At 74.6% G+C, this 17,278-nt stretch carries 3 protein-coding genes and 1 pseudogene; all 4 read right to left on the bottom strand.

Annotation, left to right across the window (positions count from 1 at the left end; translation table 11 throughout):
* Positions 1-106: 106 nt before the first annotated feature.
* Entirely contained in the window at positions 107-1,450 is a 1,344-nt protein-coding gene (locus ACIP4Y_RS34290) for an NAD(P)/FAD-dependent oxidoreductase (protein WP_401399872.1), read from the bottom strand.
* 56 nt (positions 1,451-1,506) lie between these two features.
* Complete coding sequence (locus ACIP4Y_RS34295; protein WP_358647979.1) at positions 1,507-2,304, bottom strand: arylamine N-acetyltransferase; 798 nt, start codon at positions 2,302-2,304, stop codon at positions 1,507-1,509.
* 44 nt (positions 2,305-2,348) lie between these two features.
* Positions 2,349-12,800, bottom strand: a pseudogene (locus tag ACIP4Y_RS34300) (SDR family NAD(P)-dependent oxidoreductase); the annotation flags it as partial.
* 30 nt (positions 12,801-12,830) lie between these two features.
* The coding region (locus ACIP4Y_RS34305) for a type I polyketide synthase (protein WP_401399874.1) at positions 12,831-17,278 on the bottom strand (4,448 nt) is incomplete at its 5' end.

Consider the following 17,278-nt stretch of genomic DNA (forward strand, 5'->3'; position numbering starts at 1 on the left):
TTGTTCCGTAGCGCGCGGACTCGGTCGGTCGCCCGGAGCCCGGCCGGCGGCGGCACACCGCGGCCGGGTCTCCGTGGCGGACGGGGCCCCCAAGGGCGCCGTGGGGCTACTGGCCGGCGGTCACCCGGCGGATGCGGGACTCGGCGCGCTCCTTGCGGTCCTGCTCGTCCAGGTGCGGGTAGGACGGGCAGCCGAAGACCCGCTGGAACGGCTCGAAGGTGTCCCACTCGGTGCGCCGGCGCATTTCCTGGGCGACCGCGTTGTGCTCGCTCCAGAAGTCGCCGCCGATCAGCCGGATCAGGTAGCGCTCCAGCGTGTCGCGGTCGGTGGTGCGGCCGGCGTCGGCGGCGACCGCGACCAGTTCACCGTCGTAGAAGGCGTGGATGAGCCGGATGTAGGTGTCGTAGCCGGTCTTGAAGAAGTTCTCGTACTCGGCGATGAGCCGGTCGGCGTCCTGCGGGTTCTTCAGGGCCCGGCTCAGGTTCTCGGCGGCGCGGACCGCGGTGGCCGAGGCGACGAGCACGCCGCCGGAGAACATGGGGTCGCCGAAGCAGCCGGCGTCGCCGACCATGACCCAGCCGGGGCCGGTGACGGTGTCGGTGTGGTAGCAGTAGTCGGTCTCGACCTTGAGGTCCATGATGGGGCGGGTGCCGGTCAGCCGGGTGGTGATCCGCGGCACCCGGGCGAGGTGCTCCTCGAAGACCTGCTCCGGGGTGGAGGCGCGGAAGACGTCGCGGGGCATGACGGTGCCGACGCTGATGACGTCCTTGGACAGCGGGATGGCCCAGACCCAGCCGTCGGCGTGCGCGCCGACCTGGATGTCGCCCTCGACGCCGAGGTTGTGCTGCTCGTCCAGGCCGTCGTAGTGCCGGAACACCGCGACCATGCGGAGCTTCTCCAGCGTCTTGCGCAGCCCGAACTTGTGGGCGATGCGCCCGGCGCGCCCACTGGCGTCGACCACGTACTGCGCGCGGACCTCGTGCTCCTCGCCGTCCTTGGTGTAACGGACGCCGACCATGCGGTCGCCCTCCATCAGCAGGTCGCCGACGGCGGCGCCGTAGTGCACCTCGGCGCCGGCCTTGCCGGCCTCCTCGACGAGCATGCGGTCGAACCTGGCCCGTTCGACCTGGAAGGCCCGGTCGTAGCGGCCCTCGCCCTGCTTGGCGAAGTCGGCGCGGAAGACCCCGGAGAAGAACTTGGTCTCGGTCGGGTCGATGAACTCGCCGCCGAACTTCGGGACGTATCCCCCGCTCTCCACCGCCTCCCGGATGCCGATCCGGTCGAACAGGCCCATCATGTACGGCAGCAGGGACTCGCCGATGTGGAAGCGCGGGTTCTCCTCGCGCTCCAGGAGCACCACGGAGTGCCCTTCTTTGGCCAGCGTGTAGGCGCTCACCGCGCCGGACGGTCCCCCGCCGATGACGACGACGTCGGCCGAGTTGTTGCCCATGGAATGTCCTTCCGGTCGTGTGCTGGTGACGTTGGTTCGGTTGGTCTGCCGGCCTCTCACGCGAGGTCGGCGGAGTCGAGGTCGCCGCTGAGGAGGGCGGCGACGAGCCTTCGGTGTTCGGCGTCGTCGACGACGGTGCGGACGCGTTCGCGGCCGTCGCGGACGACCAGGTACCGGCGGCCCTTGAGCACGGCCTGGCCGTTGTGGAACGTCCGGCCGCACAGGGTGCCCTGGCCGTCGTCCCCGGCGGCGGTGGCGTGGTGGGCGCGGGCCCGGTCCTCCAGTTCCTTCCAGTCGTGCCACTGGCGGGCCTGCAGCCGGAACGTGTAGACGGTGCCCCACCGGGTGACGCGTCCGCGCCGCTGCAGGGCGGTCACACCGTCGTCGCCGCGGACGAGCCGGTACTGGCAGCCGTACTGGGTCTGCACCTCGTCGCCGACGCGCAGCGGTTCGAGGTACGACGGTCCCGGGTAGCCGACGTCGACGAGCCACTCCTCGCCGTCGAGGACGGCCCGGATGAACATGTGCTCGATCTCGGTGCCGAAGTTCTCCCGGCCCTCGGCGGTGCTCGCCGCCAGCAGGGAGACCTCGTAGCCCAGTGCGGACAGCAGGCGGAAGAAGAGCCGGTTGAGCTGGAAGCAGGTGCCGCCCCGGCCCTCCATGATCCCGGTGCGGAACACCTCGTCCTCGTCGATGTCCACGAGGTGGACGCCGTCGGCGAAGCCCTGCCCGGCGACGTTGTACGGCAGGGTCATCAGGTGCTGTTTGTGCAGCGTGCGCAGGGTGTCGAGGTCGGGCCTCGGCAGCCCTGCCGTCCAGCCGATGCGGCGGAGGTAGGCATCCACGTCGAACATGCGGTCAGCTGCTCCCTTCGGGGGCGGTGCGGTGGGCGGACGCCTCAGACGGACAGGGCCACGGGCCCGGTCGCGTCCTCGCCGTACAGGCGGTCGGTCAGGTGGGCGACGATCAGCGCGGGCGTCGGATGGTCGAAGACGAGGCCCGCGCCGAGCTTGGTGCCGGTCAGCTCGCCGAGCCGGTTGCGCAGTTCCAGCGCGGTCAGCGAGTCGAAGCCGATCTCGAACAGGCCCTGGTCGGCGTCGACCTGGTGGCCGGCGGTGTAACCGAGGACGACGGCGATCTGGGTGCGCACCAGCTCCAGCAGGGCCTCGGCCCGCTCCCCGGCCGGCAGCCCGGCGAGGCGTTCGGCGAGCCGGCGCCGCTCGTCCCCGGTGACGGCGGCCCGCGCCGACTGCCGGCCCGCGCGGACCAGTCCGCGCAGCAGCGGCGGCACGGTGGCCCCGGCGCTCGCGTCGGCGCGCAGCCCGCGCAGGTCGAGCTTGGCCGGCACGAGCAGGGTGCGGTCGCTGCGCAGGGCCGCGTCGAAGAGCTGCATGCCCTCCTCGGGTGTGAGGGCGAGGACGCCGCCGCGGCGGCTGAGCCGGCCGCGGGTGAGTTCGTCGGTGCGGGCCGCCATGCCGGTGGTCTGCTCCCACAGGCCCCAGGCGAGCGACTGCGCCGGGAACCCGGCCGCCCGGCGGCGCGCCAGCAGCCCGTCCATGCAGGCGTTCGCGGCGCCGTAACTTCCGGTGCCCGCACCGAGGAACACACCGGACACCGACGAGTAGGCGAGGAACGCGTCCAGGCCGGGGGCGAGTTCGCGGGTCAGCTCGTCCAGGTGCTCGACCGCGGTGACCTTGGGCGCGAACACGCGGGCCAGCCGTTCGGGTTCGATCTCGCCGACCACGCCCGCGTCGTACAGGCCGGCCGCGTGGACGACGGCGGTGAGGCGGGGGCCGGTCCCGGTCAGGCCGGTGAGCAGTGCCGCCACCGCGTCCCGGTCGGTCGTGTCGCACGCGGGCACCGCGACCGACTGGGCGCCCAGTGCCTCCAGCTCCGCCACCAGCTCCGGTGCCCCGTCGGCCTCCAGACCGCTGCGGCTGACCAGGACGAGGTGCCGGATGCCGTGCCGGGTCACCAGGTGCCGGGCCAGCAGACCGGCCAGCGACCCGGTACCGCCGGTGATCAGCACCGTGCCGTCCGGGTCCAGCACCGGCTCCGCCGAGCCGGCCGCACGGGCCAGGCGCGGCACGTACAGCGCCACACCCCGCACCGCCAGCTGCGGTTCCCCGGTGGCCAGGACCGCGCCGAGCAACGACGCGAGATCCGCCGGTTCGTCGTCCGTGTCGAGCAGGACGATCTGGTCCGGGTTCTCGGCCTGCGCGGCGCGGATCAGCCCCCAGACGGCCGCGCCGCCCGGGTCGGTGACCGTCCCGTCGCCGCCCGCGGGCACCGCGCCCCTGGTGAGCACGACCAGCCGGCTGTCCTCCAGGCCGCCGCCGGCGAGCCAGGTCTGGACGACCTCCAGGGTACGGTCGGTCACGGCCAGCGGGGTGTCGTCCGGGCCGGTCGTCACGGCCTCCAGGACGACGGCGCGGGGCAGTTCGGCGCCGTCCGGGGTGTCCGCGGCGAGGGTCGCCACCTCTTCCGCGGTGGTCAGCCGGAGCCAGGACGGCGGTTCCGGGTCCGCGGGCCGGGGCAGCGGGATCCAGTCGACGCCGTAGAGCATGTCGGCGTCGCCCGCGGTGCGCAGTTGCTCGGGGGCGACCGGGCGGAAGACCAGCGAGTCCGCGCTCAGGACGGGGCTGCCGGTCTCGTCGGCGGCTTCCAGGGCGAGCGCGTCCGGGGCGGGCCGGGTGACCCGGATCCGCAGGGCGGCGGCTCCGGAGGCGTGCAGGGTGAGCCCGTTCCAGGCGAAGGGCAGCATCGTGCGGTGCTCACCGCTGCTGAGGAACGCCTTGGTGTGCAGGGCGGCGTCCAGCAGGGCCGGGTGGAGGCCGAACTCCGTCGCGGCCGCGTGCTGGTGTTCGGGCAGGGCGATCTCGGCGAAGAGTTCCTCGCCGCGCCGCCACACCGCGCGCAGGCCGCGGAAGACGGGGCCGTAGCGGTAGTCGTGGTCGCGCAGCCCGGCGTAGAAGGCCTCCGGTGTCACCTCGACGCGTTCGGCGCCGGGCGGCGGCCAGGCGGTGAGGTCGGGGTGGGCGGCGGGGCGGGTACGCGGGGCCGGGGTGAGGACGCCGGTGGCGTGCCGGGTCCAGCCGTCGGCGCCGGCCGCGCCGTCGCGCGCGGAGTGGATGGTGACGGTACGGGCGCCCTGGTCGTCGGGGCCGCCGACGCTGACCTGGACGCGTACGCCGCCCTGCGCGGGCAGGACCAGCGGGGCCTCGATGACGAGTTCGTCCAGGGTGGCGCAGCCGGCCTCGTCGCCCGCGCGGACGGCGAGTTCCACCAGGCCGGTGCCGGGCAGCAGGACGACGTCGCCGACGGCGTGGTCGGCGAGCCAGGGGTGGGTGCGCAGCGACAGCCGGGCGGTGCACAGCACGCCGCCGGTGTCGGGCACCTCGACCACCGCGCCGATGAGCGGGTGGCCGGCGCCGGCCAGTCCCAGCGAGGCGGCGTCGCCCGCGGCGGCGGGGGCGGGCAGCCAGTAGTGCTGGTGGTCGAAGGCGTAGGTGGGCAGGTCCACGGGGCGGGCGGCGGCCGGCAGGACGCCCGTCCAGTCCACGGGGACGCCCTTCACGAACAGTCCGGCCAGGGACGCCAGCAGCCGCCCGGGGCCGCCGTCGTCACGGCGCAGGGTGCCGGTCACCAGCACGTCGGCGCCGTCGGCGGTCTCGCTGATCGCCGGGGCCAGCACCGGGTGGGCGCCGACCTCCACGAACACGGTGTGCCCGGTCGCCAGCAGGCCGGCGACGACGGGGCCGAAGCGCACCTGCCGGCGCATGTTCCGGTACCAGTAGTCGGCGTCGAGGGCACCGGCGCCGGTGACGCGCTCACCGGTGACGGTGGAGTGGAAGGGGATGACGGGGGCCTGGCCGCGGACGTCACCGAACGCCTTGGCGAGGGGTTCGCGCACCGCCTCCACGTGCGGGGTGTGGGAGGCGAAGTCGACCGCGATCCGCCGGGCCCGGACGCCCCGGGCCGACAGCGTCTCGACGATCTCGTCCAGGACGCCGGCGTCCCCGGCCACCACGACGGAGGAGGGGCCGTTGACCGCGGACACCTGCACGCGGCCCGCCCAGGGTTCGACGGCGGCGGCCGCCTCGGCCTCGGGCAGGGCCACGGCGATCATGCCGCCGTGCCCGGACAGCCGCTCGGCGATCACCTGGGAGCGCAGCGCCACGAGCCGGGCCGCCTCGTCGAGCGGCAGGGCTCCGGCGACACAGGCCGCGGCGATCTCGCCCTGCGAGTGGCCCACCACCGCGTCCGGTACGACCCCGGCCGCGGCCCACACGGCCGCGAGGCCCATCATCAGGGCGAAGCCCGCCGGCTGGCCGACGTCGGCGCGCTGCAACAGGTCGGCTGGTGCGTCGCCGCGCAGCACGTCCTCCAGTTTCCAGTCCACCCAGGGTTCCAGCGCCCGGGCGCACTCGGCGATCCGCTCGGCGAACACCGCGGAGGTGTCCAGGAGTTCGCGGCCCATACCGGCCCACTGGCTGCCCTGGCCGGGGAAGACGAAGACGACCTTGCCGGCGCCGGCCGGGGCGGGGCTGCCGGTCACCACGGCGGGGCTGCTCTCGCCGCGGGCCAGGGCGCCCAGTCCGGCCAGGGCCTGCGCGCGGGTGCCGGCCACGACGACGGCGCGCTCCGGCAGGACGGTCCGCCGGGTCACCAGGGCCGCCGCGACGTCGGCCGGCGCGGCCTCGGTGGAGTCGAGGAACGCGGCGAGCCGCGCGGCCTGTCCGGCGAGCGCCGTGGTGCCGCGGGCCGACACCACGAGCGGTACGGCACCGGCCGTGTCCGCCGGCTCCGGCGCGGGCGGCTGCGCCGGCTCCTCGGCGGCCTCCTCCAGGATGACGTGCGCGTTGGTGCCGCTCAGCCCGAACGAGGACACGGCGGCCCGGCGCGGCCGTCCCGGGTCGGTCCACGCACGGGCCTCGGTGAGCAGGCGCACCGCGCCGGCCGACCAGTCGACCTGGGAGGACGGCGCGTCGACGTGCAGGGTGGCGGGCATCTCGCGGTGCCGCAGCGCCTGTACGGCCTTGATCACGCCGGCGACTCCGGCGGCGGCCTGCGCGTGCCCGATGTTCGACTTCAACGAGCCGAGCCACAGCGGCTGTTCCGGGTTCCGTTCCCGGCCGTAGGTCGCCAGCAGGGCCTGTGCCTCGATCGGGTCCCCGAGGACGGTGCCCGTGCCGTGGCCCTCCACCAGGTCCACGTCCGCCGGGGTCAGCCCGGCGTTCGCCAGCGCCTTGCGGATCACCCGCTGCTGCGAGGGTCCGTTGGGGGCGGTGAGGCCGTTGGAGGCGCCGTCCTGGTTGACGGCGCTGCCGCGGATCACGGCGAGCACCGGGTGCCCCTTGCGCCGCGCCTCCGACAGCCGCTCCAGTACGACCACACCGGCGCCCTCGGCCCAGCCGGTGCCGTCGGCGGCGTCGGCGTAGGACTTGCACCGCCCGTCCGTGGCGAGCGCCCGCTGCCGGGAGAACTCCATGAACATGCCGGGCCCGGCCATCACGGTGGAGCCGCCGGCCAGGGCCAGGGAGCACTCGCCGTTGCGCAGGGCCTGCGCGGCCAGGTGCAGGGCGACCAGCGAGGAGGAGCAGGCGGTGTCGACGGTCACGGCGGGGCCCTCGAAGCCGAACACGTACGACACCCGGCCGGAGGCCACGCTCGCCCCGGCGCCGGTCAGGGCGAAGCCGCCGACCTCCTCCGGCACGTCACCGCCGGAGTAGTAGTCGACGCCCATGATGCCGCTGAACACGCCGACGTCGGTGCCCTTCAGCGCCAGCGGGTCGATGCCGGCCCGCTCCAGCGCCTCCCAGGAGGTCTCCAGCAGCAGCCGCTGCTGCGGGTCCATGGCCACCGCCTCCCGCGGGGAGATCCCGAAGAACAGCGGGTCGAACAGCGGTGCCTCGTGCAGGAAGCCGCCCTGGCCGACGTAGGAGGTGCCGACGTGTTCGGGGTCGGCGTCGAAGACCGCGTCGAGGTCCCACCCGCGGTCGGTGGGGAACCCGGTCACGCCGTCGCGGCCCTCACGGACCAGGCGCCACAGGTCCTCCGGGCCGGCGACCCCGCCGGGCAGCCGGCAGGCCATGCCGACCACGGCGACCGGCTCGTCCGGGTCGTGCGCCACGGCCGGCGACGCGGCCGCGGCCGGGGTGACGCCCTGGAACTCCTCGTGCAGGTGCCGGGCGAGGGCGAGCGGGGTCGGGTAGTCGAAGACGGCGGTGGCGGGCAGGTTGAGGCCGGTGGCCTCGCGCAGCCGGTTGCGCAGTTCGACGGAGGTGAGGGAGTCGAACCCGGCGTCCTTGAACGCCGTCTCGGCCCTGACCCGCTCCGGCCCGGCGTGCCCGAGGACTCCTGCGACGTGGGTGCGGACCAGGTCGAGCAGCAGCGCCTCCCGCTCGGCGGGCGCCAGCCCCGCCAGCCGTCCGGCCAGTCCGTCCCGGCCCTCGCGTCCGGTCCCGCGCGCGGCACGGCGGCCCGCGCGGACCAGCCCGCGCAGCAACGGCGGCACGGTGGCCCCGGCGCTCGCGCCGGCGCGCAGCCCGCGCAGGTCCAGTTTCACCGGCACCAGCAGGGTCTGCCTGCTGCCCAGCGCCGCGTCGAACAGCTCCATGCCTTCCTCGGGCCCGAGCGCCAGCACGCCACCCCGGCGGCTCATGCGGCTGCGGGACAGGTCGTCCAGGTCGGCGCCCATGCCGGAGGTCTGCTCCCACAGGCCCCAGGCGAGCGACTGCGCCGGGAACCCGGCCGCCCGGCGGCGCGCCATCAACCCGTCCATGCAGGCGTTCGCGGCGCCGTAACTCCCGGTTCCCGCACCGAGGAACACACCGGACACCGACGAGTAGGTGACGAACGCGTCCAGGCCGGGGGCGAGTTCGCGGGTCAGCTCGTCCAGGTGCTCGACCGCGGTGACCTTGGGCGCGAACACCCGCTCCAGCCGTTCGGGTTCGATCTCGCCGACCACACCGGCGTCGAAGACACCGGCCGCGTGGACGACGGCGGTCAGCCGGGGCCCGCTCTCGGCCAGCGCGGTGAGCAGCGCGGCCACCGCGTCCCGGTCGGTCACGTCACAGGCGGGCACCGCGACCGACTCGGCGCCCAGCGCCTCCAGCTCCGCCACCAGCTCCGGTGCCCCGTCGGCCTCCAGACCGCTGCGGCTGACCAGGACGAGGTGCCGGACACCGTGCCGGGTCACCAGGTGCCGGGCCAGCAGACCGGCCAGCGACCCGGTACCGCCGGTGATCAGCACCGTGCCGTCCGGGTCCAGCACCGGCTCCGCCGAGCCGGCCGCACGGGCCAGGCGCGGCACGTACAGCGCCGCACCCCGGACGGCCACCTGCGGCTCGCCGGTCGCGAGCGCGGGACCGAGGTCCGTGTCGTCGGCATCGGTGTCGATGAGGGTGATCCGTCCGGGGTTCTCCGCCTGCGCGGCACGGACGAGACCCCAGACGGCCGCCCCACCGGGGTCGGTGACCGCCTGGTCACCACCGGCCGGCACCGCGCCCCGGGTCACCACGACCAGCCGCCCGTCCCCCGCGGACTCGTCCGCCGGCCAGGCCTGCACGGCCGCCAGCACCCGCCCCACCAACGCCACGGGCGTGTCACCGGGGCCGGTGCGGGCCTCGACCACGGTCGCCTCCGGCACCTCACCGGCACCGGCCGCGGACGGCAGCTCGCTCCACTCCACCTGGAACAGCGCATCGGAGCCGGGCGCACCGGCCGCCGCTTCGAGCTGCTCGCCCGAGACGGCCCGCGAGACCAGCGAGTCCAGCGTCAGCACCAGGCCACCGGCGTCGTCCACGGCCTCGAGCGACAGCGTGTCCGGGTCGGGCCTCAGCAGCCGGACCCGGATCGACGTGGCCCCGGAGGCGTGCAGCGTGAGCCCGTTCCAGGCGAACGGCAGCCGTACGACCGCCTCCTCCTCCGCCACGGCACCGTCGCTCACCTCGGCGGCCGCGTCCAAGATGCTCGCGTGCAGCGCGGCGTCGAGCAGCGCCGGGTGGATGCCGAACCCGGCGGCGTTCTCCCGCTGCTCCTGCTCCACGCCGACCTCGGCGAACAGCTCGCCGTCGCGCCGCCAGACCTTCCGCACGCACTGGAACGCCGGGCCGTACCCGTATCCCGCGTGCGTCAGCTTCTCGTAGCCGCCGGAGATGTCGACCTGCCGGGCCCCGGGCGGGGGCCAGGCGGTGAAGTCGAAGGTGTCGGTGGGGGCGATGTCGCTGCTCAGCGTGCCGCTGGCGTGCCGGGTCCAGGCGTCCGAACCGCTCTCCGTGCCGACGTCCTGGCGCGTGGAGTACACCTCCACACTGCGGGCGCCGGTCTCGTCCGGCCCGCCGACGGCGACCTGGACCCGTACGGCACCCTGCTCCGGGACCACCAGGGGCGCCTCGATGACGAGTTCGTCCAGCACCCCGCAGCCGACCTCGTCACCGGCCCGTACGGCGAGTTCGACCAGCCCGGTGCCGGGCACCAGCACCACTCCCCCGATGGCGTGGTCCGCCAGCCAGGGATGCGTGCGCAGGGACAGCCGGGAGGTGAACACCAGCCCGTCCGACTGCGGCAACGGCACCACCGCGCCGAGCAGCGGGTGATCCGCCGCGCCCTGACCGAGGGCGGTGGCGTCCAGGAGGGGGCGGGGGGCCGGGAGCCAGTAGTGCTGGTGGTCGAAGGCGTACGTCGGCAGGTCCACGTGGGCTTCGGTGGCGCCGTCGGGGAGGATCGCCGCCCAGTTCACCTTGGTGCCGCGGACGAAGAGGTGGGCCACGGCCGACAGCAGGGTCTGGGCCTCGCCGCGCTCGTCGCGCAGCGCGGGCACGCTCACCGCGTCCTCGCCCGCCGATTCCGTGATCGCGCCGCTCAGCGCGCCACCGGGGCCCAGCTCCAGGAACACCGAGCCGCCGGAAGCGGCGATCCCCTCGGCGAACCGGACCGGACGGCGGACGTGGTCGACCCAGTACGCCGGGTCCGTCAACCGGCCCGGCTCCGCGAGCCGGCCAGTCACGTTCGACACCACCGGGATCGACGGCTCGTTCCACGTCAGCCCATCCAACGCCTCCGCGAACTCCGCCAGCATCGGCTCCATCAGCGCCGAGTGGAAAGCGTGGGAGACGGTGAGCCGCTTGACCCGGCGGCCCTGCTCGCGCAGCTTCTCGGCAGCGGCGAGAACCGCCGTTTCATCGCCGGAGAGGACGATCGAACCGGGCGCATTCACGGCCGCCAAGTCCACGCCTTCGCCAAGGTGTTCGGCGACCTCCGCCTCCGAAGCGGCTACGGCGACCATCGCACCGCCCGCCGGGAGTGCCTGCATCAACCGGCCGCGTGCAGCCACCAGCGCCGCCGCATCCTCCAGCGACAGCACCCCGGCCACGTGCGCGGCGACGACCTCGCCGATGGAGTGCCCGGCCACCACGTCCGGCCGTACGCCCCAGGACTCCACCAGCCGGAACAGCGCCGACTCCACCGCGAACAACCCGGCCTGCGTGAACACCGTCTGGCCCAGCAGGTCCGCGTTGCCGAAAATCACATCCTTGACGGGGAGTTCCGCACCGAGCTGCCCGTCCAAAGCAGCACACGCATCGTCCAGCGCCCGCGCGAACACCGGATACCGCTCATACAACTCACGGCCCATACCGACCCGTTGCGAGCCCTGCCCCGGGAACACGAACACGGTCTTCCCGTCGGCAGCCGACCCCGTCACCACCAGCGGAGCCGGCTCCCCGTCGGCCAGTGCCCGCAGCCCGGAGACCACGTCCTCGCGGCTCTCGGCGACGACCACGGCCCGCTCGGACAGCACCGCCCGCCGGGACACGAGCGCCCCCGCTACGGCCCCCAGCGGGGCATCGGTGTCGGTGAGGAACTCCGCCAGCCGCTCCGCCTGTCCGGCAAGGGCAGCCTCGTTCCGTGCCGACACCACCACCGGTATCGGGCCCTCAGCGGGGGCCACCGGCTCGGTGCCGGGCTCCTCCGGTGCCTGTTCCAGGATGACGTGCGCGTTGGTGCCGCTGACGCCGAAGCCGGAGACGCCGGCGCGACGCGGTCGGTCCAGTGGCGGCCAGTCGCGGGCCTCGGTGAGCAGCCGTACGGCGCCCGCGTCCCAGTCGACGCGGGGAGACGGCTCGTCGACGTGCAGGGTGGCCGGGAGGACGCCGTGCCGCATGGCCTGGATCATCTTGATGACACCGGCGACGCCCGCGGCGGCCTGGGTGTGTCCGATGTTCGACTTCAACGAGCCAAGCCACAGGGGGTGTTCGCGGTCCTGGCCGTAGGCCGCGAGGAGGGCCTGCGCCTCGATCGGGTCACCGAGGACCGTACCCGTGCCATGACCCTCCACCGCGTCCACGTCCGCCGGGGTCAGGCCGGCCGCGGCCAGGGCCTTGCGGATCACCCGCTGCTGCGAAGGACCGTTGGGGGCCGTCAGGCCGTTGGAGGCGCCGTCCTGGTTGACCGCTGTGCCGCGCACGACGGCCAGCACCCGGTGACCCTTGCGCCGCGCCTCCGACAGCCGTTCCAGGACGACGACTCCCGCGCCCTCGGCCCAGCCCGTGCCGTCGGCGGCCGACGAGTAGGCCTTGCAGCGGCCGTCGGCGGCCAGGCCCCGCTGCCGGGAGAAGTCGATGAACAGGCCGGGTGTGGCCATGACGGTGGCGCCGCCGGCCAGGGCCATCGAGCACTCGCCGCGCCGCAGGGCCTGGGCGGCGAGGTGGATGGCGACCAGGGAGGATGAGCAGGCGGTGTCGAGGGTGACGGCGGGGCCCTCGAAGCCGAAGACGTAGGAGATGCGGCCTGAGGCGACGCTGGACGCGGCGCCGGTGCCGGTGAAGCCCTCCAGTTCGGGCGGGACGCTGCCGCCGGCGAAGTAGTCGACGCCCATGATGCCGTTGAAGACGCCGACGTCGGTGCCCTTCAGGGAGAGCGGGTCGATGCCGGCCCGCTCCAGCGCCTCCCAGGAGGTTTCCAGCAGCAGCCGCTGCTGCGGGTCCATCGCCAGCGCCTCGCGCGGGGAGATGCCGAAGAACTCCGCGTCGAACCGGCCGGCGCCGTGCAGGAACCCGCCCTGGTCGACGTAGGAGGTGCCCGTCTTCTCGGGGTCGGCGTCCAGCAGGGTGTCGAGGTCCCAGCCGCGGTCGTCCGGGAAGCCGGACACTCCGTCCCGGCCCTCGGCGACCAACTCCCAGAGGTCTTCCGGCGTGTCGACACCGCCGGGGAGCCGGCAGGCCATGCCGACGATCGCGATCGGCTCGCGCGAGGCGGCCAGCAGCTGCTGGTTCCGCTTCTTCAGCGTGCCGACCTCTTCCAGCGACTTCCGCAGCGCCTCGACAAGCTTCTCGTAGGAAGCACTCACTGTCCCTGCCCCAATCTGTCGTGTGCCGCGTCAGCCTTCGAGGGATTCGCTGTCGCCGAGCGCGAGGTGTACGAGGTCGTCGACGTCCAGGTCGGCCAGTGCCCCCTGGGTGGTGTCCGGTTCGCCGGGCGCGGGTGCGCCGGGTTCCAGGGCGGCCAGTTCGACCAGCGCGTCCAGCAGGCCGGCCTCCCGGAACCGCTCCAGCGGGAGGCTGATCAGCGCGTGCCGCAGCCGTTCCTCGTCGGCCTCCGCCGCCGGCCGCTGCCCGGTTGCGCCCTCCGGGACGAGCTCGCCGTGCAGGTGGCGGGCCAGGGCGAGCGGTGTGGGGTAGTCGAAGACCACGGTGGCGGAGAGGTTGACGCCGGTCGCCGCGCGCAGCCGGTTGCGCAGCTCCACGGAGGTGAGGGAGTCGAACCCGGCGTCCTTGAACGCCGTTTCGGCACCGACGCCGTCCGCTCCGCTGTGGCCGAGCACGCCGGCCACATGGCCGCGGACGACGTCCAGCAGCAGCGCCTCCTGCCGGTCGCGGTCCAGGCCGGCCAGCCGGCGCAGCAGGCCCTCCCCGCCGTCACCGGCGGCGGCCCGTGCCGACTGCCGCCCGGCCCGGACGAGTCGGCGGAGCAGCGGCGGCACTCCGGGGCCCGTGGCCGCTTCGGCGCGTACGGCCCTGAGGTCCAGCTTGACCGGGACGAGCAGCGGGTCGTCGCCGGCCAGGGCCGCGTCGAAGAGGGCCAGGCCCTCGTGCGGGGTGAGCGGCAGGATGCCACCGCGCCGGTTGCCGCGGGTGCGGGCCGCCGCCTCCGCGCCGGCGGTCATCCCGGTGGCCTGCTCCCAGGGCCCCCAGGCCAGGGACAGCGCGGGCAGGCCGGCCGCCCGGCGCCGGGCCATCGCGGCGTCCAGCCAGGCGTTCGCGGCGGCGTAGTTGCCCTGCCCGGCCGAGCCGAACAGCCCGGAGGCGGAGGAGAACACCGCGAACGTCGTCAGGTTCCGCGTGCGGGTCAGCTCGTCCAGGTGCCGCACGGCCGCCACCTTCGGCGCGAAGACGTGGGCCAGCCGCTCCCGGTCGAGGGTACCGATCACACCGTCGTCCAGGACGCCCGCGGTGTGCAGGACGGCGGTCAGCGGGTGCTCGTCGGGTACGGAGTCCAGCAGGGCGGCGAGCGCCTCCCGGTCGGCGATGTCGCAGGCGGCCACCCGTACCGTCGTCGCGCCGAGCGCGGTCAGCTCGGCGACGAGGTCCCGCGCACCCCCGGCGTCCGGGCCGCGCCGGCTCGCCAGCAGCAGATGCCGGACACCGCGCCGCTCGACCAGGTGCCGGGCCAGCAGGGCGCCCAGCGAGCCGGTGCCGCCGGTGACGAGGACGGTGCCGTCCGGGTCCCAGCCGGGGTCCTTGACGGTGGTGCCGGCCCGGACCAGGCGCGGGGCGCGGACGGTCGTACCGTGCAGCGCGAGCTGCGGTTCGCCGGCGGCCACCGCGGTGCTGAGGGCGGCGGCGAGGGAGTCGTCGTCCTCCGACGGCGCGTCGGTGTCGAGCAGCGTGATCCGGTCGGGGTTCTCCGCCTGGGCGGCCCGGACGAGCCCCCAGACGGCCGCCCCCGCCGGGTCGGTCACGGTGTCCTCGCCGGCGGCGGGCACCGCGCCCCGGGTCACGACCACGAGCCGGGAGTCCGCGAGCGCCTCGTCGGCCAGCCAGGCCTGCAGGACGTCCAGGACCCGGGCGGTGCGCTCCAGTGCGTCGTCGGCACCGTCGGCCGGTACGACCAGCAGCTCCGGCACGCTGTCACCGGCGAGGTCGGCGGCGGTGGCGACCCGCGCCCAGGCCGGCGCCGGGATGCCCGAGCGGGTCGGCACGGTGAGGTCGGTCCACTCCACGCGGAACAGCGCGTCCGCGCGGGGCGCGCCGGCCGCGGCCTCCAACTGCTCGGCGCTGACCGCGCGGAACACCAGGGACTCGGTCGTCAGCACCGGCTCCCCGGTCTCGTCGGCGGCCTGCACCGCCACCGCGTCGGGCCCGGACGGCGCCACCCGCACCCGCAGCGCCGCGGCGCCCGCCGCGTGCAGCGACAGCCGGTTCCAGGCGAACGGCAGGACCGTGCGCGGCGCGCCGCCGGGAGCGGTCGCGTCGGCCGGGGTGACGAATCCGTTGGCGTGCAGGGCCGCGTCGAGCAGGGCCGGGTGGATACCGAACCGGGCCGCCTCCTCCCGCTGCCCGTCCGGCAGGGCGACCTCGGCGTACACCTCGTCGCCGCGCCGCCACACCGCCCGCAGCCCCTGGAAGACCGGGCCGTAGGTGTACCCCTTCTCGATGAGCCCGGAGTAGAAGGCGTCGACGTCCACCTCGACCCGCTCGGCGCCGGGCGGCGGCCACGCGGTGAAGTCGAAGGTGCCGCCGGCCGCGGGGACCGTGGGGGCGAGGGTGCCGGTGGCGTGCCGGGTCCAGGCCGCGCTGCCGATCTCACCGGCCGCGTCCTCCCGGGCGGAGTACACCGCCACCGTCCGCAGCCCCTCGTCGTCCGGCCCGCCGACGGCGACCTGGACGCGTACGCCGCCCTGCTCGGGCACGACCAGCGGCGCCTCGATGACGAGTTCGTCCACGGTCCCGCAGCCGACCTCGTCACCGGCGCGGACGGCCAGTTCGACGAGCCCGGTACCGGGCACGAGGACCACTCCGCCGACCGCGTGGTCCGCCAGCCAGGGATGCGTCCGCAGCGACAGCCGGGACGTGCACAGCACACCGCCGGTCTCCGGCACCTCCACCACCGCACCCAGCAGCGGGTGATCCGCCGTACTCTGCCCGAGGGCGACGGCGTCGGTGGCGGGGGCCGTTTGCAGCCAGTAGTGGCGGTGGTCGAAGGCGTACGTCGGCAGGTCCACGTGGGCTTCGGTGGCGCCGTCGGGGAGGATCGCCGTCCAGTTGACCTTGGTGCCGCGGACGAAGAGGTGGGCCACGGCCGACAGCAGGGTCTGGGCCTCGCCGCGCTCGTCACGCAGCGCGGGCACGCTCATCGCGTCCGCGCCCGCCGATTCCGTGATCGCACCGCTCAGCGCGCCACCGGGACCGAGTTCCAGGAACACCGAGCCGCCGGAAGCGGCGATCCCCTCGGCGAACCGGACCGGACGGCGGACGTGGTCGACCCAGTACGCCGGGTCCGTCAACCGGCCCGGCTCCGCGAGCCGGCCGGTCACGTTCGACACCACCGGGATCGACGGCTGGTTCCAGGTCAGCCCGTCCAACGCCTCCGCGAACTCCGCCAGCATCGGCTCCATCAGCGCCGAGTGGAAAGCGTGGGAGACGGTGAGCCGCTTGACCCGGCGGCCCTGCTCGCGCAGCTTCTCGGCAGCGGCGAGAACCGCCGTTTCATCGCCGGAGAGGACGACCGAACCGGGCGCGTTCACGGCCGCCAAGTCCACGCCTTCGCCAAGGTGTTCGGCGACCTCCGCCTCCGAAGCGGCTACGGCGACCATCGCACCGCCCGCCGGGAGTGCCTGCATCAACCGGCCGCGTGCAGCCACCAGCGCCGCCGCATCCTCCAACGACAGCACCCCGGCCACATGGGCCGCGACAATCTCACCGATGGAGTGCCCGGCCACCACGTCCGGCCGTACGCCCCAGGACTCCACCAGCCGGAACAGCGCCGACTCCACCGCGAACAACCCGGCCTGCGTGAACACCGTCTGGTCCAGGAGAACCGCGTTGCCGAAGATCACATCCTTGACGGGGAGTTCCGCACCGAGCTGCCCGTCCAAGGCAGCACACGCGTCATCCAGCGCCCGCGCGAACACCGGATACCGCTCATACAACTCACGGCCCATACCGACCCGTTGCGAACCCTGCCCCGGGAACACGAACACGGTCTTCCCGTCGGCAGCCGACCCCGTGACCACGGATGGAGCCGTTACTCCGGAGGCCAGTGCCCGCAGCCCGGAGAGCACTTCCTCGCGGCTCTCGGCGACGACCACGGCCCGCTCGTACAGCACCGCCCGCCGGGACACGAGCGCCCCCGCAACGGCCCCCAGCGGGGCACCGGTGTCGGTGAGGAACTCCGCCAGCCGCCCTGCCTGTCCGGCCAGCGCACCCGTGCTCCGCGCCGACACCACGACCGGCACCACACCGTCGGCCGGAGCCACGGGCTCGGCAGCGGGCTCCTCCGGTGCCTGCTCCAGAATCACGTGGGCGTTGGTGCCGCTGACGCCGAACCCGGAGACGCCCACCCGGCGCGGGCGGTTCACATCCGGCCACTCGCGGGCCTCCGTCAGCAGTTCGACCGCGCCGTCCGACCAGTCGACCTGGGATGTCGGGGAGTCGACGTGCAGGGTGGCCGGGAGGACGCCGTGCCGCATGGCCTGGACCATCTTGATCACGCCGGCGACGCCCGCGGCCATCTGGGTGTGCCCGATGTTGGACTTCAACGAGCCGAGCCACAGCGGCTGTTCGCGGTCCTGGCCGTAGGTCGCGAGGAGGGCCTGCGCCTCGATCG

The organism is Streptomyces sp. NPDC088810, from assembly GCF_044750305.1.
Lineage (GTDB): Bacteria > Actinomycetota > Actinomycetes > Streptomycetales > Streptomycetaceae > Streptomyces.

What these genes read in the sequence shown, in the direction of transcription:
- ACIP4Y_RS34295 (WP_358647979.1), bottom strand. Translation starts at nt 2,304, where the DNA reads ATGTTCGACGTGGATGCCTACCTCCGCCGCATCGGCTGGACGGCAGGG.
- ACIP4Y_RS34290 (WP_401399872.1), bottom strand. Translation starts at nt 1,450, where the DNA reads ATGGGCAACAACTCGGCCGACGTCGTCGTCATCGGCGGGGGACCGTCC.